Below are 20,744 nucleotides of genomic sequence, written 5' to 3'. Positions count from 1 at the left end.
TTTGAATGCAGTTCCCAGGTTGAGCCCGGGGATTTCACATCCAACTTAACAAACCACCTACGCGCGCTTTACGCCCAGTAATTCCGATTAACGCTTGCACCCTCTGTATTACCGCGGCTGCTGGCACAGAGTTAGCCGGTGCTTATTCTGTCGGTAACGTCAAAACAATCACGTATTAGGTAACTGCCCTTCCTCCCAACTTAAAGTGCTTTACAATCCGAAGACCTTCTTCACACACGCGGCATGGCTGGATCAGGCTTTCGCCCATTGTCCAATATTCCCCACTGCTGCCTCCCGTAGGAGTCTGGACCGTGTCTCAGTTCCAGTGTGACTGATCATCCTCTCAGACCAGTTACGGATCGTCGCCTTGGTGAGCCATTACCTCACCAACTAGCTAATCCGACCTAGGCTCATCTGATAGCGCAAGGCCCGAAGGTCCCCTGCTTTCTCCCGTAGGACGTATGCGGTATTAGCGTCCGTTTCCGAACGTTATCCCCCACTACCAGGCAGATTCCTAGGCATTACTCACCCGTCCGCCGCTCTCAAGAGAAGCAAGCTTCTCTCTACCGCTCGACTTGCATGTGTTAGGCCTGCCGCCAGCGTTCAATCTGAGCCATGATCAAACTCTTCAGTTCAAACATCTTTGGGTTTTTAAGAAACCCTAAACTTGGCTCAGCAATCGTTGGTTACATCTTTGATTTCTCGCGGAGTAACTTGTGATGCTGATAATCTTGTTGACTATCAGTCTGACTCCACAAGCACCCACACGAATTGCTTGATTCAGTTGTTAAAGAGCGGTTGGTTAAGATCTTTCGTCTCAACCGAGGCGCGCATTCTACAGCAGCCTCATTTGCTGTCAAGTGATTATTTTAAAGAAGCTTTCGAAGAATTCTTCAACAACTTCAACCACTTGCGCTTCAGATCTCTCATCAGCGGGAGGCGAATTCTACAGCGTTACACGCTGCTGTCAACACCTCTTTTTCAACTTCTTTCTGGCTTCGATGAACTGAAGCAACCTGCTGCCGAAACTCACATAACTCATTGTTTACCAAGGAGTTTTCCGTTTCGACTGCGCCGGAATTGGGGCGAATTATAGACATCCAGAATCTGCCGTCAACCGTTAATTTGGTTTTTCTATCAAACAAGCCAAAAAAGCCGAGCTCCCTCTATATAGAAGGACCAAACCAAGATAATTGAGCAATATATTGCTCAACCACAAACAGTTAAGCATCATAGCGTCCAATGTTTCTCTACATACGACCTCGGACGAACACCCCAATGACCACCTCCCCCCGCAGCCTGGCCTCGGCATTGTTTCCTGTCGGCCTGCTGTTGATCGCCATGGCGTCTATTCAATCCGGCGCCTCACTGGCCAAAAGCAATGTTTCCTATAGTCGGAGCACAGGGCACCACAACCCTGCGTCTGGTTTTCGCCAGTGTGATCATGCTGCTTCTATTGCGGCCATGGCGCGCCAAGCTGACAGCAAAGTCGCTGCGCACCGTAGTCATCTACGGTATCGCGTTGGGTGGCATGAACTTTCTCTTCTATATGTCGCTGCGCACTGTCCCGCTGGGTATCGCCGTAGCGCTAGAGTTCACCGGGCCGCTCGCCGTAGCCATCTACGCATCGCGACGAGCCGTCGACTTCCTGTGGATTGGCCTGGCAATCATCGGCCTGCTGCTGTTGATCCCCATGGGAGAGGCCAGCCACGGCATCGACTTGATCGGCGCCGCCTATGCGCTGGGCGCTGGCGTCTGCTGGGCCCTCTATATCCTGTTCGGCCAAAAAGCCGGAAACGACAACGGCGTCCAGACCGCCGCATTGGGTGTGATGATCGCCGCCTTGTTTATCGCGCCAATCGGTATCGTCCATGCCGGCGCCGCATTGCTCACTCCCGCCCTGATCCCCGTCGCCATCGGCGTTGCCATTCTGTCCACGGCCTTGCCCTACACCCTGGAGATGGTCGCATTGACTCGCCTCCCCGCCCGCACCTTCGGCACCCTCATGAGTATTGAACCCGCATTCGGCGCACTCTCTGGCCTATTATTCCTGCAAGAACACCTGTCCCTGGCACAATGGCTGGCGATCACTTGCATCATCCTGGCCTCCGTCGGTGCCACGCTGACAATGCGCAACGAATCAAAGCCACTGGTTGCGGCGGATTGAGGCATCTTTGCAGGTAGCTCTGGTATTTGCCGCTCATTTAGGCCATGTTTAAGCCGTAAACGAATGTCATTCATGGAGATTTTCGACAGGGACAGCGCGAACGCTACACTCGAGAGCGAGTAGAGCCAGCTTCAAGTATTGCGAAGTGGCTATTAAGGATAGGAATGAAGCGAATTTTGATACTGTTAATGGTCATGGCCATTGCTGGCTGTGCCGCGACCACCAAGACAGAAGTAAAACGGGGCAAAAAAGGGCTGCATATCAACTGTTCGGGCCTGTCGTCCTCCTGGGACCAATGCTACACCAGCGCTACCAACTCCTGCGGCGCCAAAGGCTACCGGGTTATCGCCAAGTCCGGTGACAACTCCGAGGAACCAGGGGACTACCCCTTCGGCCTCAACCCTGCCGGCTACACCAGTCGCAGTATGATCGTCATTTGCAAATAGTCGCCCGAGCAGGTCCACCACCGACTGCTCGCATTTAATTCCCGCGACAAACCCGGCCCTTCGCGGCGCTGCGTCTAGACTCCTGCTCGACTATCGAGCCAACGGAGTTCCCATGACGCACAACAAGAAAATCGTATTGGTAGTGGGCGCCGGTGATGCCACCGGTGGCGCCATTGCCAAGCGCTTTGCCCGCGAAGGCTATGTCGCCTGTGTCACCCGCCGCAGCGCCGACAAATTGCAGCCCCTGGTAGACAGCATCCGATCTGCGGGCGGCGAAGCCCATGGCTTTGCCTGCGATGCACGCAAGGAAGATGACGTGATCGCGTTGGTCGACCAGATCGAAACCGAGCTGGGCCCCATTGAAGCGTTCGTCTTCAACATCGGCGCCAACGTCCCCTGCAGCATCCTCGAAGAAACCGCGCGCAAATATTTCAAGATCTGGGAGATGGCCTGCTTCTCCGGGTTCCTCAATGCACGCGAAGTCGCCAAGCGCATGGTCACCCGCAATCGAGGCACGATCCTGTTCACCGGTGCTACCGCAGGATTACGGGGCGGCGCGGGCTTTGCCGCGTTCGCCGGGGCCAAGCACGGCATTCGCGCGCTCGCACAGAGCATGGCGAGGGAACTGGGCCCGAGGAATATCCACGTCGCCCATGTGGTGGTCGATGGCGCCATCGACACCGACTTCATTCGCGACAATTTCCCGCAGAAATACGCCCTCAAGGATCAGGACGGCATTCTCAACCCCGAGCACATTGCCGACAACTATTGGTACCTGCACAGCCAGCCACGCGACGCCTGGACGTTTGAACTGGATCTGCGCCCCTGGAATGAACCCTGGTAAGCCCCCATAACAATAAGCAGAGAGCATCAGCCATGCCTAAAACCCTGGAGTTCTTCTTCGACCTCGGCAGCCCTGCCAGCTATCTGGCATACACCCAACTGCCGGCACTGTGCGCCGAAACCGCAGCTCAACTGGTGTACCAACCCATGTTATTGGGCGGGGTATTCAAAGCCACCGGCAATGCCTCCCCCATCACCGTCCCTGCAAAGGGTCGCTACATGTTCGACGACCTGGCCCGATACGCCCAGCGCTACCAGGTAACCCTCAAGTTCAACCCGCACTTCCCGATCAATACCCTGGTGCTGATGCGTGCAGTCACCGGTGTCCAAATGCGTCAGCCTGAGCGCTTCGAGGCTTTTGTCGACTGCCTGTTCCGCGCCCTCTGGGTCGAAGGCCTTCACTTGGGCGATCCCGCCGTCGTTGCCAAAGTACTGACCGAGCACGGCTTTGACCCTGAGGAGGTCCTGGCTCTCGCCAATGACGAAAGCGTAAAGACCGCCCTCAAGGACAAGACCGAACAAGCCGTTCAACGCGGCGTGTTCGGCGCCCCCAGCCTGTTTGTAGGCAATCAGCTGTTCTTCGGTCAGGACCGTCTGGAGTTTGTGCGCGAAGCCTTGATCAAATAGCCGCCGTACGCACCTGCAACCACTCAAGCGCAGCGCCGTTGAGCAACGGGCTCAGGCGCTCGCGCACTTCAGCGTGGTAAGCGTTGAACCACTCACGCTCGTCCGCCGTCAGCAGCGACGCTACCAGGCAGCGGGTGTCGATCGGGCACAAGGTCAGGGTTTCAAACTTGAGGAACTCACCAAACTCGGTCTTGCCCGCTTCACGGTTCAACACCAGGTTCTCGATACGCACCCCCCAACGCCCCGGACGGTAAGTACCCGGCTCGATCGACGTGATCATGCCCGGCTGCATCGCCGTTTGCGGCGCGGCCACGGCCTGGTAGGCGATCACCTGCGGGCCTTCATGCACATTCAGGAAATAACCTACACCGTGGCCTGTGCCATGGCCGTAGTCCACACCCTCGGCCCAGATCGGCGCGCGGGCGATGGCGTCCAGCAACGGCGACAGGATGCCCTTGGGGAAATGCGCACGGGACAAGGCAATCACCCCCTTGAGCACCCGCATGCAATCGCGCTTCTGCTCGTCACTCGGCGTCCCGACCGGCACCATCCGCGTGATGTCCGTGGTACCACCCAGGTACTGGCCACCCGAGTCGATCAGCAACAAGCCATCACCCTCGATCAGCGCATGCTCTTCTTCGGTGGCATGGTAATGCGGCATCGCCCCGTTGGCGTTGTACGCAGCGATGGTATTGAAACTCAGCGACACATAACCCGGACGACGGGTACGCGCAGCGGTCAGGTGCTCATCAATAGTCAGCTCGGTGATACGTTCACGGCCCAACGCACTGTCCAGCCAGGCGAAAAACTCACACAACGCCGCGCCGTCCTGCTCCATGGCCTGACGGATGTGTTCCGCGTCCGCCAGGCTCTTGCGCGATTTGGCCAGCGTGGTCGGGTTCAGCCCTTCCACGAGCTTGACGCCGCTATCAAGATTCTCCAGCAGGCCCGCCGTGACGCGTGCCGGATCGATCTGCACACTGGCGCCCGCTGGCACCGCGCGCAATGCATCCGCCACTTCGCTGTAATCACGCAGGGTGACACCGTCCTGCTCCAGCACTGCGCGTAGCGCTGCATCGACTTTGCTCAGCGCCACAAACAACGTGGCCTGCTGCTGACTTATCAACGCGAAGGACACAAACACCGGGTTAAACGACACATCGGCGCCACGCAGGTTGAACAGCCATGCGATGTCATCCAGGGTGGCGATAAAGTGCCAGTCGGCCCCCTTCTCTTGCAGGCTGGCGCGCAGTGCGGCGAGCTTCTCGCCACGGCTGACGGTGGCCTGCGGCGGCAGGTGTTGATAGATCGGCTGGTTGGGCAACGTCGGCCGGTCTTGCCAGACCTCGTTCAGCAGATCGATATCGGTACGCAGGCGTGCAGCGCGTTCCGCGAGTTTGCCACCGAGCGTACGCGCCGAAGCCACGGCCATTACCGCGCCATCCACCGCCACCACACCCCCTTCCGGTGTTTGCTCGGCCAGCCATTCCAGCGGCCCAGGTTGGCCCGGCTGCAGCTTCACCAACTCGATACCGCTGCCCTTGAGTTCCTTGGTTGCCTGTTCCCAATAGCGGCTATCTGCCCAAACGCCGGCGAAATCCGCAGTGACAATCAGCGTACCCACCGAGCCATGAAACCCCGACAACCATTGGCGCCCCTGCCAGTAGCCCGGCAAATACTCGGACAAGTGCGGGTCGGCTGACGGTACCAGCAGGGCATGAATGCCCTCGCGGCGCATCAGTTCGCGGGTCTGCGCCAGGCGCTGGGGAACCGTTCCATGGGTCAAGGGCTGCGTACTCATTGTGTCTCCTGCTAACCACGAATAATTATTATGTGTTGCGAAAAAGGGATCAGACCGCCCAGAACGCCGGTGCGCTGGCCAATGCCGCCTTGATCAACTGCGCGGCCTGGTCGATATCCTGCTCGGTGGTAAACCGGCCCAGGCTCAAGCGAATGGTACGGCCGGCACTGCGCGCGTCATGCCCCAACGCCAGCAGCACGTGGGACGGTGCATTGCTTGCCGAATTGCACGCCGAGGTCGCCGAAAACGCGAGCCCCGCGCTCAACGCCGCCGCATTGAATTCGCCCTCGGCGAACGTGAGGCTCAGGGTATGGGGAATCCGCTGCGTCGCGCTGCCATTGAGGCGCACACCCGGCACCGCTGCCAGCTGGTCCAGCAGGCGCTGGCGCAAGGCTACGATGACGGCCTTTTCTTCAACAAAAGCTGCCGCCGCCAGGGCGAACGCCGTGCCCATGCCCGCAATCTGATGGGTCGCCAGGGTACCGGAGCGCAAACCACCTTCGTGACCGCCGCCGTGGATCTGCGCCAACACCTTCTGCTGCGCCCGCGGCCCGACATACAACGCGCCGATGCCCTTGGGGCCGTACAGCTTGTGGGCAGAAAACGACATCAGATCCACCGGCCATTGCGCCAGGTCGATTGCCACCTTGCCCGCCCCTTGCGCCGCGTCCACATGCAGCAGCGCGCCATGCTCACGCACCCGCGCACCAATGCCCGGAATGTCGTTGAGGGTCCCCAGTTCGTTGTTTACCAGCATCAACGACACCAGGAAGGTGTCTTCACGCAACGCTTCGCTCACCGCATCGGCGGTGATCAGCCCATCGGCGTCCGGCACCAGGTAAGTCACGGCCACGCCGGCTTCCTGCAATTGCCGCGCGGTGTCCAGCGTGGCCTTGTGCTCGATCTGGCTGGTGATGATATGCCCACCCGCCACACCCCGCGCCTGGGCCACGCCCTTGATGGCGAGGTTGTTGGATTCGGTGGCACCGGACGTCCAGACGATCTGCTCAGCCTGGGCGCCCACCAACTCGGCCACCTGGCGGCGCGCCTGTTCAACCGTTTGCCGGGCCGCTTGGCCGAACGCGTGGGAACTGGACGCAGGGTTGCCGAAATTGGCGTTGAAACCCAGACACTCAACCATGACCTGGATAACCCGCTCATCCACCGGCGTGGTGGCGGCGTAGTCGAAATACAACGGACGTTTATTCATGAAAGACTCGCAGAGCAGGTTCCCGAGAGCAGCGTCTCAGGGGCATCGACCGGGACAGAGGTCGTCAGGTTTAACCGATCAAATGCCATTAAAAAAGGACCACTTTAGGTAAATGTGCGTAGGAACGCTCCTGAAATTCAGCTTAACAGGCTGAAGTCGTGCCATGGAAAACAAAAAGCCCGAGATTCCTTAAGGAGAACCTCGGGCTCTTCATGGCCAATACCGCCCTCAACTGGGACGACCATGCAGGGTCACGCTGCGTTCGGCGTTCATCTCGCCCCTGCGATCAAAGCCGAAAGGCTTCTGTGGCTGGCCAGTCAGTGCGGCGCGCTGCTGTTGGTATTCATCAAACGACAAACCACGACGGCTCAACGCCTCAAGGGCCAACTGTGTGCTTTCGTCTGCCGTGTAAGGGCGCAACTCAGGTGACGGATGGGTCGCACAGCCAGCGAGGACGGCGGTGACAAGCAACAAGCAAACAGCAAGGAATCGGTTCATGGCGGCGGCTCTGCGAAGTAGGTTTCGAGTCAATGAACACAGGCTACTCCGGCACTTTCACAGAGAAAAATCACCTCCCGTGATAGTCGCTATCAGCCATCGAAGCACCTCTGATAGCTGCCGCCATATATTTCCATATGATCTATAAATATGGAAATACGTTCATTTACGGAATAAACATAACCTTCTATAAATGGCCACACACCACACCGGAACTGTTCGCCACGCAACTGTTGCCCAGGCAACAGCCATTCAACAATTCACCACGCAGGCAACACCCGCTTTTTCAGCTACGAGCCCACAGCCCACGCCAATCAAGGCTCGTCGTCATTGGTACAGCTCTTGCTCAACACGTTGCACCGATTTGCTACGAACCCCTGTTGAAAAAGGAACTGTTCATGACCCGTCACCTGAATGTCGTTGCCCTCTCCGGCGGAACCTGGCGCCCGTCCCGTACCCTCGTCTTGACCCAAGCGGTGCTGGCTGAACTGGCCACCTTGCTGCCGATCCAGACCACCTTGATCGAACTGGGCGACATTGCCCGGCCATTAGGCGGCGCCCTGTCCCGTGATGAATTACCCGCCGACGTCGAAGCACAACTGTTGGCCATCGAACAGGCCGACCTGCTGATCGTCGCCGCGCCGGTCTATCGCGGTTCCTACCCAGGGTTGCTCAAGCACCTTTTCGACCTGGTCGGCCTCAACGCCTTGATCAACACCCCAGTGCTGCTCGCCGCAACCGGCGGCAGCGAACGCCACGCACTGGTCCTCGATCACCAGCTGCGCCCGCTGTTCAGCTTCTTCCAGGCGCTGACCTTGCCGATCGGCGTGTACGCCACCGAAGCCGACTTCACCGATTACCAAATAACCAGTGAGCCCTTGAAGGGCCGTATCCGCCTTGCGGCAGAACGCGCTGCACCGTTGTTTGCAGCGCACTCCCCCTCTCTGCTGAAAATCGCTTAAGGATTTGTCATGGATGTTTTCTGGTTTCTACCGACCCACGGCGACGGTCATTACCTGGGCACCACGCAAGGTGCGCGGCCTGTCACCCTCAACTATCTGAAGCAAGTCGCACAAGCCGCTGACAGCCTCGGTTACTACGGCGTGCTGATTCCTACCGGGCGCTCGTGCGAAGACTCCTGGGTCATCGCCTCGGCGCTGGTGCCACTTACCGAACGCCTGCGTTACCTGGTGGCGATCCGTCCGGGCATCATTTCGCCCACCGTTAGCGCACGCATGGCCGCCACCCTGGACCGCCTGTCCAACGGCCGGCTGCTGATCAACGTGGTCACCGGCGGCGATCCCGACGAAAACCGTGGCGACGGCAGTTTCCTCGACCACAGTGAACGCTACGAAGTCTCCGACGAATTCCTCCAGATCTGGCGCCGCGTGTTGCAGGGCGAATCGGTAGATTTCGAAGGCAAACACCTGCGGGTGCAGAACGCCAAGGCCCTTTACCCACCGGTGCAGAAGCCGTATCCGCCGCTGTACTTCGGCGGTTCCTCAGACGCCGCCCACGACCTCGCCGCCGAACAGGTGGATGTGTACCTGACCTGGGGCGAGCCGCCCGCCGCCGTCGCAGCAAAACTCGCCGATGTGCGTGAGCGCGCCGCCCGTCACGGCCGCACGGTGAAATTCGGCATTCGCCTGCATGTGATCGTGCGCGAGACCGAGGAAGACGCCTGGAAAGCCGCCGACAAACTGATCGAACACATCAGCGATGAAACCATCGCCGCGGCGCAAAAATCCTTCTCGCGTTTTGATTCCGAAGGCCAGCGCCGCATGGCCGCGCTGCATGACGGGCGCCGCGACAACCTGGAGATCGCCCCCAACCTGTGGGCCGGTGTCGGCCTGGTGCGCGGCGGCGCCGGCACCGCGCTGGTGGGCAACCCGCAGCAAGTGGCCGCGCGCATCCAGGAATACGCTGACCTGGGGATCGAAAGCTTCATTTTCTCCGGTTACCCGCACCTGGAAGAGGCCTATCGGTTTGCCGAGCTGGTGTTCCCCCTGTTGCCGGAGCCGTACGCCAGCCTGGCCGGGCGCGGTATCACCAACCTCACCGGACCGTTTGGCGAAATGATTGCCAACGATGTGTTGCCCACGACAAAAGCCTGAGGGCAGTGAGATCGGCTTTATGTGGGAGCGGGCTTGCCCGCGATACAGGCACCTCGGTATGTCAGTTAGACCGAGGTGAGGCTATCGCAGGCAAGCCAGCTCCCACACAAGCCCGCCCCCACATTTGGGCTTCATTGCCAGATAAAAAATGAGGAACACCGCGTGACAGCCAAACCCCACAGCGTCCTGCCCTCCCCCTTGCAGACCGCCAAACTGCTGGCCGCCGAATTCGCCCTCAGCGCCGTCGAACGCGACGAGCGCGGCGGCACGCCCAAAGCCGAACGTGATGCCTTGCGTCACAGCGGCCTGCTGGCCCTGAGCATTCCCACCCAATACGGCGGCCTCGGCGCACGCTGGAGCGACACCCTGGGTATCGTGCGCGAATTCGCCAAGGTCGACAGTTCCATCGCCCACGTCTTCGGCTTCCATCACCTGATGCTGGCCACCGTGCGCCTGTTTTCGCGCCCGGACCAATGGCAACCCTGGTTCGAACAGACCGCGCGCAAGAACTGGTTCTGGGGCAACGCTCTCAACCCACTGGACACGCGTACGGTGGTCAAGGACTTCGGTGGCTGGCGCGAATTCTCCGGCAAAAAGAGCTTCTGCTCCGGCGCCAGCGACTCGGAGATGCTCATCGCCTCCGCGGTGGACGAAAGCGCCGGCGGCAAGCTGCTGATCGCCGCCATCCCCAGCGGGCGCAGCGGCATCACCCTGCACAATGACTGGAACAACATCGGCCAGCGCCAGACCGACAGCGGCAGCGCCAGCTTCGAGCGGGTGCGCGTCGAAGAATCGGAGCTGCTGCTCGACCCCGGCCCACTGAGCACGCCGTTTGCCTGCCTGCGCCCGTTGATCGCCCAGTTGACCTTCACGCATATGTTTCTCGGGATTGCCGAAGGCGCCTTTGAGGAAGCGCGCAACTACACCCTTACCGAAACCCGCGCCTGGCATAAATCCTCCGCCACCGACGTGCGCAACGACCCCTACGTGCTGCATCACTATGGCGAGTTCTGGGTGGCGCTGGAAGGCGTACGCCTGTTGGTCGAACGCGCCGCCGACTTGCTTGACCAGGCGTGGGCCAAGGGCCCCAGCCTCAGCGAACACGAGCGCGGCCAACTGGCAATTGCCATCGCCACCGCCAAAGTCGCCGCCACCCGCCAGGGCCTGGAGTTGTGCAGCCGCCTGTTCGAAGTCACCGGTGCGCGCTCTACCCACGCGTCGCTACGCCTGGATCGGCACTGGCGCAACCTGCGCACCCAGAGCCTGCACGATCCGCTGGACTACAAGCTCCACGAACTGGGGGACTGGGCGTTGAACCACTCCCTGCCCATTCCGACGTTCTACTCCTGAGAAGAGGTGCCCATGCAGCTATTAACCCTACCGCCCTCGCCCGCCCTTGCGACCTCGATCCGCGCCACCGCCCAGGTCTTCGAAGACCCGAAATCCCAGGCGCTGCTCGACCACATCCAGCAAGTCGCGCCCAGCGAAGCCAGCGTGTTGATCATCGGCGAGACCGGCACCGGTAAAGAGTTGGTGGCGCGGCATATCCACAACCTCAGCGCGCGGCGCAACCGGCCATTCGTGGCGGTGAACTGCGGGGCGTTCTCCGAATCCCTGGTAGAGGCCGAACTGTTCGGCCACGAAAAAGGCGCCTTCACCGGCGCCCTCAGCGCCAAGGCCGGCTGGTTCGAGGAGGCGGACGGCGGCACCTTGTTTCTCGATGAGATTGGCGACTTGCCGATGGCGATCCAGGTCAAACTGCTGCGCGTCCTACAGGAACGCGAAGTGGTACGCCTGGGTTCACGCAAGAGCATTCCGATTGATGTGCGCGTACTCGCCGCAACCAATGTGCAATTGGAGAAGGCGATCAATGCCGGGCATTTCCGCGAAGACCTGTATTACCGCCTCGACGTAGTCAGCCTGGAACTCAGCCCGCTGCGCGAGCGCCCCGGCGATATCCTGCCGCTGACCCGGCATTTCATCGAAGCCTACAGCCAACGCCTCGGCTACGGCCCGATCACCATCAGCCGCGAGGCCGAGCACAAGCTGAAAAGCTACAGCTGGCCGGGCAATATCCGCGAGCTGGAAAACGTGATTCACCACACCCTGCTGATCTGCCGCAACGGCGTGATCGAACGGGACGACCTGCGCCTGTCCAACCTGCGCATCGAGCGCCAGGACGACAGCGGGCACGGCACCGACAACAGCGCCGCCGCGTTACTGGAGCGTGCCTTCCAGAAACTCTTCGAAGAACAGGCCGGTGCCCTGCATGAAAAAGTCGAAGATGCGCTGCTGCGTGCCGCCTACCGCTTCAGCCATTACAACCAGGTCCACACCGCCAACCTGCTGGGCCTGAGCCGCAACGTCACGCGCACGCGGCTGATCAAGATCGGCGAGCTGGCGGTAAACAAGCGCCGCCCCGGCGAAAACCTGCAAGGCGAGCGCATGTTGCACTTATCCATCTAGGCGGCAGTGCAAGGCATTGTCATGGCTGCGCTCGAAACTGCGCAGCACCTGGAACGAACCGAAGGTCACGGCCGTGGCCTGGTGGGCGCGGATCAGCGTCCAGAAATCTTCCTCGCCATGCTCAAAGCATTTAAACGCCGCCTCGCCGTCCTCACGGGAGCGCCATTGCAGGTAATTGAGCACCCGTCGCCCATCGTCGCTGACCTGCACACTCGCATTGATAAAACCGCCATGGCCTTGCGCCAGGCGCTCGCTTTGGGTACTCAACGCGGCCACCAGGGCAACTTGCTGGCGGGGTTCGATCTGAAATTCGATCAATTGAGTGAAGCTGCGATTCTTCTCTGATACCTGCATGAACACTCCCCTTTCTCTGTAGGCAGAATCTTGCGATCCGATGCCACGCAGGGTAAAACCTCTAGTTAAGTCAAGGTCAAGCACTGTTAGGGGTTTTTGCATGATCAACAAGGAACTCACCGTCGGCCAACTGGCGGCGCGCAGCGGTGTAGCGGTGACGGCGCTGCATTTCTACGAGAACAAGGGACTGATCAAAAGTAATCGCAACGCGGGCAATCAGCGGCGCTATCCACGTGACGTGTTGCGGCGCGTGGTGGTGATCAAGATCGCCCAGCGCCTGGGCATTCCCCTGGCGACGATTGGCGAGGCGCTGCAAACACTGCCGGATGGGCGCACGCCGACGGCCAAGGATTGGGAACGCCTGTCGGCGCTGTGGCGCGAGGATCTGGATGAGCGCATCAACAAGTTGTTGCTGCTGCGCGACAAGCTCAATGGTTGTATCGGCTGTGGCTGTTTGTCGTTGGAGGCGTGCCCGCTGCGCAATCAGGATGATCAGTTGGGAGAGCGTGGGCCAGGGGCACAGTTGCTGGAGCCCACCACACAACCCTGAAAGGTGGCTGCCTTGGAGACGTGACCTATAGTGAAAAAGCCGTCCCTCCAAAACCACCACCCAAGGAGAACGAAATGAGCGTCAAACCTATCCCCGAGGGCTTTCACAGTATTACGCCGTACCTGGGCGTTGAAAAAGCCGCCGAAGCGATCGAGTTCTACAAAAAAGCCTTCGATGCCATCCAAGTCATGCGCCTGGACATGCCCGACGGCAAGGTCGGCCACGCCGAGTTACGCATCGGCGACTCGCCGATCATGCTCGGCTCGCCCTGCGATGAAAGTGCCTTCGGCAGCCCGCGCGACGGGCATACCAGTGTCGGTATCCACCTCTATGTCAACGATGTGGATGCGCAGTACAAACAAGCCATCGCCGCGGGTGGCACCGTGATCTCAGAACCCAAGGATCAGTTCTACGGCGACCGCTCCGGCACGCTGAAAGACCCGTTCGGCCATGTGTGGTTCATGGCCACGCACAAAGAGGAGCTGACTGAAGCGCAGATTCGCCAGCGTGCCGAAGCGATGTTCCAACAGAGTTAAGGACTGACACACATCCAATGTGGGAGCGGGCTTGCCCGCGATAGCGGTCTGCCTGTGACGAATACCTCGCCTGACACTCCGTAATCGCGGGCAAGCCCGCTCCCACACCAGCCGGTTCCCATGCCGGATCTTCATTGGTTGAAAGACCCTTCCTACACACTTCATGAACACCCCCTCCACGCTTTGCGCCTTGCCTCGTCCACCCAGTAGTCCGACGATGCAGACCATTCTCACAAGGGGTCATTCCATGTTCGCCGGCTTCCAGAAAGACCATTGCCACGTCAACGGCGTCGACATCAGCTACCGCAAAGGCGGCACGGGCCCTGGCCTGCTCCTGCTGCACGGGCATCCGCAAACCCACGTGATCTGGCACAAAGTCGCCGAAGAGTTGGCCCGACACTTCACCGTGGTCGCCGCCGACCTGCGCGGGTATGGCGACAGCAGCAAACCGCCAGCCGACGATCATCACGCCAACTACTCTAAACGGGAAATGGCCCGGGACAGCGTCGAACTGATGCGCGCCCTGGGCTTCAACAGCTTCTCGGTACTGGCCCACGACCGTGGCGCCCGCGTCGCCCATCGCCTGGCCCTGGACCACCCAGGCTGCGTGCAACGCCTGGTACTGCTGGATATCGCACCGACGCTGGCGATGTACGCGCAAACAAACGAAGCCTTTGCCCGCGCCTACTGGCACTGGTTCTTCCTGATCCGCCCGGCGCCGTTGCCGGAAGCCTTGATCGAGAGCAACCCCGAGCTGTATTTGCGCAGCGTGATGGGCAGCCGCAGCGCCGGGTTAAAGCCGTTCACCGATGAGGCTTTCGCCGAATACCTGCGCTGCATCAAATTGCCGGGCGCCGCCAACGGCATCTGCGAGGACTACCGCGCATCGGCGGGCATTGACCTTGAGCACGACCAGGCCGATATCGCCGCGGGCAAACACCTCGACCTGCCGTTGCTGGTGCTGTGGGGCGCCGAAGGCACCGTCGGGCGCTGTTTCGAGCCGCTCAAGCAATGGCAGCAAGTCGCCACCAACGTGCGCGGCAAAGCCCTGCCCGCCGGTCACTACCTCGCCGAGGAAGCCCCCGAGTTGTTGTTGGGCGAAGTCCTGGCCTTTCTGCGCTGAGTGCTATTCTGGCGGCTCATGCCGCCACGTCTGCTTGCGATGACCCATAAGAAAGATACCGTGCCCCTCCCCGAAGACCTGCGGGTATTCCTCACCGTGATCCGCAAGGCGGGCTTCGCGGCCGCCGCCGATGAGCTGGGGCTATCGCCGGCGTATGTGAGCAAGCGCATCCAGATCCTCGAAACCACCCTGGCCACGCGCCTGTTGCACCGCACCAGCCGGCGCATCGCCGTGACCGAAGACGGCGAACGGGTACAGCGTTGGGCGGTGCGCATCCTCGAAGACTTCCAGCAACTGTCCGATGAACTGTCCGACGCCCACGACAGCCCGCGCGGGCGCCTGCACCTGTGCAGCAGCTTCGGCTTTGGCCGCAACCATGTGGCCCCCGCCGTGTCCTTGCTGGCGCAACAGTACCCGGACCTGGAAATCCGCCTGGACCTGTTCGACCGCGTGGTGGATATCGTCAACGAAGGCTTCGACCTGGAGATCCGCGTCGGCGATGACATCCCCGGCCAGCATATCGGCCGGCGCCTGGTGAGCAATCGACGGGTGCTGTGCGCCGCGCCCTCGTATTTAGAGCGCCGAGGCACACCACAACAGTTGGGTGACCTGGAGCAACACGATTGCCTGGTAATCAAGGAACGCGACAACGCGTTTGGCATCTGGAACCTGGAGAGCCGCGGCGCGCCGGCCAGCGTGCGCGTGCGTGGGCCGTTGTCGTCGAACAATGGCGAGATCGTGTTGCAGTGGGCCCTGGATGGGCGCGGCGTGTTGCTGCGTTCGCTGTGGGATGTGCAGCCATTGCTGGAGCAAGGCACGCTGATGCAGGTGCTGCATGACTATTCCCAGAGCGCCAACGTGTGGGCGGTGTACCCGACACGGCTGGCGCACTCCGGGAAGTTGCGGGCGTGTGTGGAGTTTTTGCAGGAGCACTTCAAACAGCTCTCACTCTAACCCGGCCCCCAGCTTGGAATGCGTTCAAATGTGGGAGCTGGCTTGCCTGCGATAGCGGTCTGTCAGCCACAGATGTGCAAGCTGATCCACCGCTATCGCAGGCAAGCCAGCTCCCACAATTTGTACTGAGGTGTGTTAGTTGAGCCAGGGGTTGGCTTTCAAGTGCTTGCGCTCGAAAGCCTTGATCTGCTCGCTGCGCTGCAACGTCGTGCCAATCGCATCCAACCCCAACAACAGCGCAGTCTTGCGCAAGGTGTCGATCTGGAACGGGATCACTTGCCCATCCACCAACTGAATCTCTTGTGCTTCCAAGTCCACACTGATCTGCGCCCCGTCCGCCCGGCTGACCGTCTGCCCCAGCCCCTGTAACACCGCCTCGTCCAAGCTAATCAACAACACCCCATTCCGCTGGCAGTTGTCATAAAAAATCCCGGCAAAACTGCTGCCGATCAGCGCCCGAATCCCCATCTGCTGCAACCCCCACACCGCATGCTCGCGGCTGGAGCCACAGCCGAAGTTCGGCCCCACCACCATAAAGCTCGCCCCTTGCCAGCCCGGCTGGTTCAGCACGAACCCAGGGTTCAGCTCACCGCTGGCCAGAAAGCGCAAATCAAAGAACAACCCACGATCCAGCCCACTTCGGTCGATGCCCTTGAGAAACTGCTTGGGCATGATCACGTCGGTGTCGATATTCGCCGCCAGCATCGGCGCGGCCTTGCCGGTGACGTGGGTAAAGGGTTGCAGGCTCATGAACGGTCTCCAAAGTGGCGGATGTCGGTGAGACGGCCGGTGATGGCGGCAGCGGCGACCATCGCCGGACTCATCAGGTGGGTGCGTGCGCCCGCGCCCTGGCGGCCTTCGAAGTTGCGGTTGGTGCTGGAGGCGCAGCGGTCGCCGGGGGCCAGCACGTCGTCGTTCATCGCCAGGCACATCGAGCAGCCCGACTGGCGCCATTCAAAGCCGGCGTCGATAAAGATCGCCGCCAGCCCTTCGGCCTCGGCCTGGTCGCGCACTTCGGTGGAGCCAGGCACGATCATCGCCCGCACATGCGCGGCCACGTGTTTGCCGCGCACCACGCGGGCGGCGTCGCGCAGGTCTTCGATGCGTGCGTTGGTGCAGGAGCCGATAAACGCATGGCTGATGACGATGTCACTCAACGGCATGCCGGCCTCCAAGCCCATGTAGTTGAGGGCGCGGCGCATGTCCTGGCGCAGGATCAGGTCGCTGATTGCTTGCGGGTCCGGCACGCGGGCGCCGATGGGCGCGGCCTGGTCGGGGCTGGTGCCCCAGGTGACCATGGGTTGCAGGGTGGTGGCATCAAGGTGCACTTCGCGGTCGAACACCGCGTCGGCGTCCGAATGCAGTTGGCGCCAGCCCACCAGTGCCTGCTCCCACAGCGCGCCTTGCGGCGCACGCTGCTTGCCCTTGAGGTAGGCGAAGACCTTTTCATCCGGCGCCATGAACGCGCCCCGCGCGCCGGCCTCCACCGCCATATTGCAGATGGTCATGCGCGCCTCGACGCTCAGCGCATCAATGGTCGATCCACGGAATTCGATGGCGTAACCCGTGGCACCCGAGGCGCCGATCTGGCCGATCAGCGCCATGATCACATCCTTGGACGTCAGGCCCGGCGCCAGCGCGCCATCCACCGTCACGCGCATCGCCTTCAACCGCTTGTAGACCAGCGTCTGCGAGGCCAGCAGGTGCTCGATTTCCGACGTGCCGATGCCAAAACCGAAGGCGCCGAGGGCGCCATAGGTGGTGGTGTGGCTGTCACCGGCGGCGATCACCATGCCCGGCAGGATAAAGCCCTGCTCCGGGGCGATCACATGTTCGATGCCTTGGCGCTTGTCGAGGATGTCCAGCAGTTCGATGCCAAAGTCCCGGCAATTCTCCGCCAGGTATGACACCTGCCGTGCACCGCCCGCGTCGGACATCGCCGCAATGCGTGTAGGCGTGGTGGGGTTTACATGGTCAACCACCGCCAGCGCCGTGCCGGGGCGCCACACCTTGCGCCCGGCTTCACGCAGGCCACTGAACGCCTGGGGGCTGGTGTATTCGTTGATCACCTGGCGGTCTATATAAAGCAGCACATGGCCCTGGTCATCCAGGGCGCACACCGTGTGGGCGTCGATATGTTTGTCGTAGAGGGTTCTGGCGGTCATTTTTCTTCGGGCTCACGCAACGGTATGCGCCCATCCTACGGAGCCCGGCGCCCCTATCAACGGCGCCTGGGTGAAGGCTGGGAACATGTTTCGTGTTCGATCGGGGGGCGCAGAAACATTTACTTTCATTTCCGGGTTAGGGATTTCCGATTCTCATCCGTCTTAACTTAGATACAGCCCGTCGCGTCAGCAAAAGCTACGACCGGCCTTTCCCGGGCCTCCATCGCCCCCTCCGCTCAAGACCCGCATCCCCATGTCGAAGAAGTCACGTTCAAAACTCTGGTTTCTCGTACATAGCTGGCTGGCATTGCCCATCTGGTTTTTTGTACTGATCGTCTGTGTCACCGGCACCTTGGCGGTGGTCAGCCAGGAGATCGTCTGGCTGGCCAACCCGGACATCCGCGCAAGCAAGCCGTCGGATGATGCCGAACCGCTGAGCTACGACCAGGTGATCGCCGCCATCAAGCGCGATGAACCTGCGGTGTTCGTCCAGTCGATCAGCCGCCCTGACGAATCCCATTTCGCCCTCAGCGTCGACCTCAGCTACCCCGACGGGCGCTCCGTCGAGGTGTACGTCAACCCCTACACCGGCGCGATCCAGGGCATCAGCCCGTCCTTCAACTTCCAGGCCTTTACCCGTGCCCTGCATGGCTGGTGGCTGGTGCCGTTCACCAATGGCTACAGCTGGGGCTGGTACCTGGTGTCGGCGCTGGGCATTCCGCTGCTGGCGTCGCTGGTGACCGGGCTGGTGGTGTACAAGAAATTCTGGAAAGGCTTCCTGCGCCCCACCCTGCGTGTGCGCCACGGTGCGCGGATCTTCTGGGGCGACTTCCACCGCCTGAGCGGTATCTGGTCGATCTGGTTCATCCTGGTGATCGCCGTCACCGGCATCTGGTTCCTGATCCGCGCGATCCTGGGGGACAACCAGATTTCCATCTCCACCGAGCCGGTGATCCCGGTGATTGCCCGGGAGAAGGTGCCGATGTCGCAACCCGGCGTGCCAGCGCCGATGATTCCGGTGGACGAGGCAATCAAGATCGCCACCCAGCGCATCCCGGGCCTGGAGGCGAGTTTCGTCAGCCTGCCGCTCAATGCCTACAGCCACTTGCAGATTGGCGGCCGCGGCTGGTACCCGCTGATGTACCAGACCGCACAGATCAACCCGTATGACGGCGAGGTCGCTGCGGCGCACCTGCTCTCCGACCGCTCGAAGCTGGAGTTCGTCACCGAATCCATGCGCCCGCTGCACACCGGCGACTTTGGCGGCCTGTGGATCAAGCTGATCTGGGCCTTTTTCGGCCTGATCATGAGCATGATGGTGTTGAGCGGCCTGCTGATCTGGACCAAACGCACCGCCCTGGCCACCCTCAATGCCCTCAAGCGCGAAGCCAAGACCCAGCGCGCGCCGGCGGCCACCCCGGCCATGCAGACTGAAACCTCGGAGGCCCACCCATGAGCAAAGTCGTTGCTGCACAGCCTTCGCCGCTGCGGGCCTTTTGGCTGAAATGGCGTTTCCATATCAATGTCCTGCTGTTGCTGGTGCCCCTGGGTTTCATGCCCAAGTACTTTGCCGACGCCGCGTTGTTCCGTGGCGACACCGGCATCGGCGAACGCGTGGCCGGTGACGTGCAGGTCGGGCCCTGGAGCCTGACCCTTGCCGAGTTTCGCAACGAAGCCCCGCGCCCCGACCCGGCCGGGCCGATGAAATTCTTCAACGCCGCCCTGTGCGACACCTGCGCCGAGCAGGTCAAGGCCACCTACCTGCGTATCGGCAAGCCCCGCAGCCTGCGCGCCGCCGGGGTGATCTTCTTTGGCACGCCGTACCGCATGGGCGCCGCCCTGCCGATCCCGGAACGCACCCCGGCCGACGCCGAAGTGTGGGTCACCATGGAAGGCTGGGACGGCAGCATGCACCAGGGTTCCATCCCGCTGAGCCAGGCCTCGCCTGCCACTATTGCCTGGCTGAACAAGCAAGGAGTTAAACCATGACTTTGATGCGCCTGACGCGCACCTGCGCGGCCCTGTTGATCGGTGCCGGCTTCAGCACCCTGGCCCTGGCCCACAACCCGATGTGCGAATGCAAGGAAATCCCCGGCGAGCAGATCCAGTGCACTGGCGGCTTTTCCGACGGCAGCGGCGCCCCCGGCGTGACCCTGGATGTGATCGGCTACGACGAAACCATCCTGGTGCCCGGCAAGCTCGGCCAGGACTCGACCCTGACCTTCAAGAAGCCGTCCGCCGAGTTCTATGTGCTGTTTGATGCGGGCCCCGGCCACGTGGTGGAAATCGACCAAGCGGACATCCAGCCGCAATGACCACCACACAAGTTGTCCGCCCCGCCGGCGCCGGCTACGAAACCCTCTACGTCCTGCTGCTGTGCCTGATCATCCTGGCCGTGGCCGGTTCAGTCATCGCGCTGCACGGCGAAACCCAGGAAGTCGCCGCCGTGCCCAGCCACCAGCTGGATGCGCGCCGCGACCTGAGCGCCGCCGAGCAAGGGATCTATGCGGACCTGCGGGTGACCCTGGATGAAATCCAGTTGTTGCAGCAGGAGCAGAGCAGCCTGCCGACACCGGCGCAACTGGCCGAAGAAGGCTTCGCGCCTTTCGCCCAGGACGCCAGTTCGGTCAGCCGTGGCGACCATCGCTGGCAGGTGCTGGAGCCTTCGTCCTACCTGGGCCTGAGCCAGGTGCCGAGCACCGCCGGCTCGCTGCTGATGCGCGTGCACGGTGCCGAGCCGGATGTGTGGCTCAACCGCAGCGCCAACCTGAGCGCCCCCGCCGACCTCACTGACCAGGCGCTGATCGCAGCCGGCTGGCAACAAGTGGTCACGCAATTCGATGCCGGCGTGACGCGCCAGCACCGTCACTGAACGAGAAGACCGAGTGCC

The 20,744-nt window shown here is 61.3% G+C and carries 21 protein-coding genes, 1 rRNA gene and 1 pseudogene (1 of these 23 only partly in view); 16 read left to right on the top strand and 7 right to left on the bottom strand.

The window, feature by feature from the left end:
• Positions 1-635 (bottom strand): 16S ribosomal RNA (locus PSH87_RS09730); it reaches 902 nt to the left of the window's first position.
• 643 nt (positions 636-1,278) lie between these two features.
• Between PSH87_RS09730 and rhtA the strand changes: the two are divergent.
• The 4 genes and pseudogenes from rhtA (at position 1,279) to PSH87_RS09710 (ending at position 4,083) form a co-directional block, all read left to right on the top strand.
• Positions 1,279-2,167: pseudogene (gene rhtA / locus PSH87_RS09725) on the top strand (threonine/homoserine exporter RhtA).
• A gap of 164 nt (positions 2,168-2,331) precedes the next feature.
• Complete coding sequence (locus PSH87_RS09720) at positions 2,332-2,613, top strand: hypothetical protein (RefSeq protein WP_016980214.1); 282 nt, start codon at positions 2,332-2,334, stop codon at positions 2,611-2,613.
• Between the two features lie 112 nt (positions 2,614-2,725).
• Entirely contained in the window at positions 2,726-3,457 is a 732-nt protein-coding gene (locus tag PSH87_RS09715) for an SDR family oxidoreductase (RefSeq protein ID WP_305433312.1), read from the top strand.
• A 32-nt stretch (positions 3,458-3,489) separates the two neighbouring features.
• Positions 3,490-4,083 carry a 2-hydroxychromene-2-carboxylate isomerase gene (locus PSH87_RS09710; protein ID WP_017734842.1) on the top strand — a complete coding sequence of 198 codons (594 nt, stop codon included), beginning with the start codon at positions 3,490-3,492 and terminating at the stop codon, positions 4,081-4,083.
• Here the strand turns inward: PSH87_RS09710 and PSH87_RS09705 are convergent.
• The 3 genes from PSH87_RS09705 to PSH87_RS09695 form a co-directional block, all read right to left on the bottom strand.
• Positions 4,076-5,884, bottom strand: a complete 1,809-nt coding sequence (locus PSH87_RS09705; RefSeq protein ID WP_305433309.1) for an aminopeptidase P family protein — start codon at positions 5,882-5,884, stop codon at positions 4,076-4,078. The genes PSH87_RS09710 and PSH87_RS09705 overlap by 8 nt on opposite strands.
• A 49-nt stretch (positions 5,885-5,933) precedes the next feature.
• Positions 5,934-7,094 carry a cysteine desulfurase family protein gene (locus tag PSH87_RS09700; RefSeq protein ID WP_026136531.1) on the bottom strand — a complete coding sequence of 387 codons (1,161 nt, stop codon included), beginning with the start codon at positions 7,092-7,094 and terminating at the stop codon, positions 5,934-5,936.
• Between the two features lie 228 nt (positions 7,095-7,322).
• Positions 7,323-7,592 (bottom strand): hypothetical protein, encoded by a 270-nt coding sequence (locus tag PSH87_RS09695; RefSeq protein WP_026136530.1) that lies wholly within the window; start codon positions 7,590-7,592, stop codon positions 7,323-7,325.
• Positions 7,593-7,990: 398 nt separating this feature from the next.
• Between PSH87_RS09695 and msuE the strand changes: the two genes are divergently transcribed.
• From msuE to PSH87_RS09675, 4 genes are all read left to right on the top strand, one after another.
• Positions 7,991-8,554, top strand: a complete 564-nt coding sequence (msuE, locus tag PSH87_RS09690; protein WP_017734838.1) for an FMN reductase — start codon at positions 7,991-7,993, stop codon at positions 8,552-8,554.
• Between the two features lie 9 nt (positions 8,555-8,563).
• Positions 8,564-9,706 carry an FMNH2-dependent alkanesulfonate monooxygenase gene (ssuD, locus tag PSH87_RS09685; RefSeq protein ID WP_305433307.1) on the top strand — a complete coding sequence of 381 codons (1,143 nt, stop codon included), beginning with the start codon at positions 8,564-8,566 and terminating at the stop codon, positions 9,704-9,706.
• Positions 9,707-9,868: 162 nt separating this feature from the next.
• Positions 9,869-11,056, top strand: a complete 1,188-nt coding sequence (locus PSH87_RS09680) for an acyl-CoA dehydrogenase family protein (RefSeq protein WP_305433305.1) — start codon at positions 9,869-9,871, stop codon at positions 11,054-11,056.
• Between the two features lie 12 nt (positions 11,057-11,068).
• Complete coding sequence (locus tag PSH87_RS09675; protein ID WP_017734835.1) at positions 11,069-12,172, top strand: sigma-54-dependent Fis family transcriptional regulator; 1,104 nt, start codon at positions 11,069-11,071, stop codon at positions 12,170-12,172.
• On the opposite strand, the gene PSH87_RS09670 is transcribed toward PSH87_RS09675, so the two are convergent.
• Positions 12,161-12,526 (bottom strand): antibiotic biosynthesis monooxygenase, encoded by a 366-nt coding sequence (locus PSH87_RS09670; RefSeq protein ID WP_257783916.1) that lies wholly within the window; start codon positions 12,524-12,526, stop codon positions 12,161-12,163. The two genes, PSH87_RS09675 and PSH87_RS09670, sit on opposite strands and share 12 nt — an antisense overlap.
• Before the next feature lie 100 nt (positions 12,527-12,626).
• Here PSH87_RS09670 and soxR point away from each other — a divergent pair, with 100 nt between their 5' ends.
• The 4 genes from soxR to PSH87_RS09650 all read left to right on the top strand — a co-directional run bounded on the left by soxR (position 12,627) and on the right by PSH87_RS09650 (position 15,689).
• Positions 12,627-13,076 carry a redox-sensitive transcriptional activator SoxR gene (gene soxR, locus PSH87_RS09665; RefSeq protein WP_017734833.1) on the top strand — a complete coding sequence of 150 codons (450 nt, stop codon included), beginning with the start codon at positions 12,627-12,629 and terminating at the stop codon, positions 13,074-13,076.
• 74 nt (positions 13,077-13,150) lie between these two features.
• On the top strand, positions 13,151-13,612 hold the full coding sequence (locus PSH87_RS09660; protein WP_017734832.1) for a VOC family protein: 462 nt from the start codon (positions 13,151-13,153) through the stop codon (positions 13,610-13,612).
• A 247-nt stretch (positions 13,613-13,859) separates the two neighbouring features.
• Positions 13,860-14,735, top strand: coding sequence for an alpha/beta fold hydrolase (locus PSH87_RS09655; protein WP_305433301.1), 876 nt, complete (start codon positions 13,860-13,862; stop codon positions 14,733-14,735).
• A 39-nt stretch (positions 14,736-14,774) separates the two neighbouring features.
• Positions 14,775-15,689 carry a LysR substrate-binding domain-containing protein gene (locus PSH87_RS09650; protein ID WP_305433300.1) on the top strand — a complete coding sequence of 305 codons (915 nt, stop codon included), beginning with the start codon at positions 14,775-14,777 and terminating at the stop codon, positions 15,687-15,689.
• Between the two features lie 135 nt (positions 15,690-15,824).
• Here PSH87_RS09650 and leuD read toward each other — a convergent pair whose 3' ends face one another.
• Positions 15,825-16,439 carry a 3-isopropylmalate dehydratase small subunit gene (gene leuD / locus PSH87_RS09645; protein WP_305433299.1) on the bottom strand — a complete coding sequence of 205 codons (615 nt, stop codon included), beginning with the start codon at positions 16,437-16,439 and terminating at the stop codon, positions 15,825-15,827.
• Positions 16,436-17,854, bottom strand: a complete 1,419-nt coding sequence (gene leuC, locus PSH87_RS09640) for a 3-isopropylmalate dehydratase large subunit (RefSeq protein WP_305433297.1) — start codon at positions 17,852-17,854, stop codon at positions 16,436-16,438. The genes leuD and leuC overlap by 4 nt, the downstream gene beginning before the upstream one ends.
• A gap of 253 nt (positions 17,855-18,107) precedes the next feature.
• Here leuC and PSH87_RS09635 point away from each other — a divergent pair, with 253 nt between their 5' ends.
• From PSH87_RS09635 to PSH87_RS09620, 4 genes are read left to right on the top strand one after another with little or no spacing between them, the layout of a single operon-like run.
• On the top strand, positions 18,108-19,310 hold the full coding sequence (locus PSH87_RS09635) for a PepSY domain-containing protein (RefSeq protein ID WP_017734827.1): 1,203 nt from the start codon (positions 18,108-18,110) through the stop codon (positions 19,308-19,310).
• Positions 19,307-19,843 (top strand): thiamine pyrophosphate-binding protein, encoded by a 537-nt coding sequence (locus PSH87_RS09630; protein WP_305433295.1) that lies wholly within the window; start codon positions 19,307-19,309, stop codon positions 19,841-19,843. Before PSH87_RS09635 ends, PSH87_RS09630 begins: the two co-directional genes overlap by 4 nt.
• Positions 19,840-20,169 (top strand): hypothetical protein, encoded by a 330-nt coding sequence (locus PSH87_RS09625; protein WP_305433293.1) that lies wholly within the window; start codon positions 19,840-19,842, stop codon positions 20,167-20,169. Before PSH87_RS09630 ends, PSH87_RS09625 begins: the two co-directional genes overlap by 4 nt.
• A complete protein-coding gene (locus PSH87_RS09620) occupies positions 20,166-20,726 on the top strand; it encodes a DUF6162 family protein (protein WP_305433291.1) in 561 nt (186 codons plus the stop codon). The genes PSH87_RS09625 and PSH87_RS09620 overlap by 4 nt, the downstream gene beginning before the upstream one ends.
• The last annotated feature ends 18 nt before the right edge of the window (positions 20,727-20,744 follow it).

The organism is Pseudomonas sp. FP453 (assembly GCF_030687495.1).
In the GTDB taxonomy this organism is placed as follows: Bacteria; Pseudomonadota; Gammaproteobacteria; order Pseudomonadales; family Pseudomonadaceae; genus Aquipseudomonas.
This window is presented reverse-complemented; position numbering and strand designations above follow the sequence as displayed.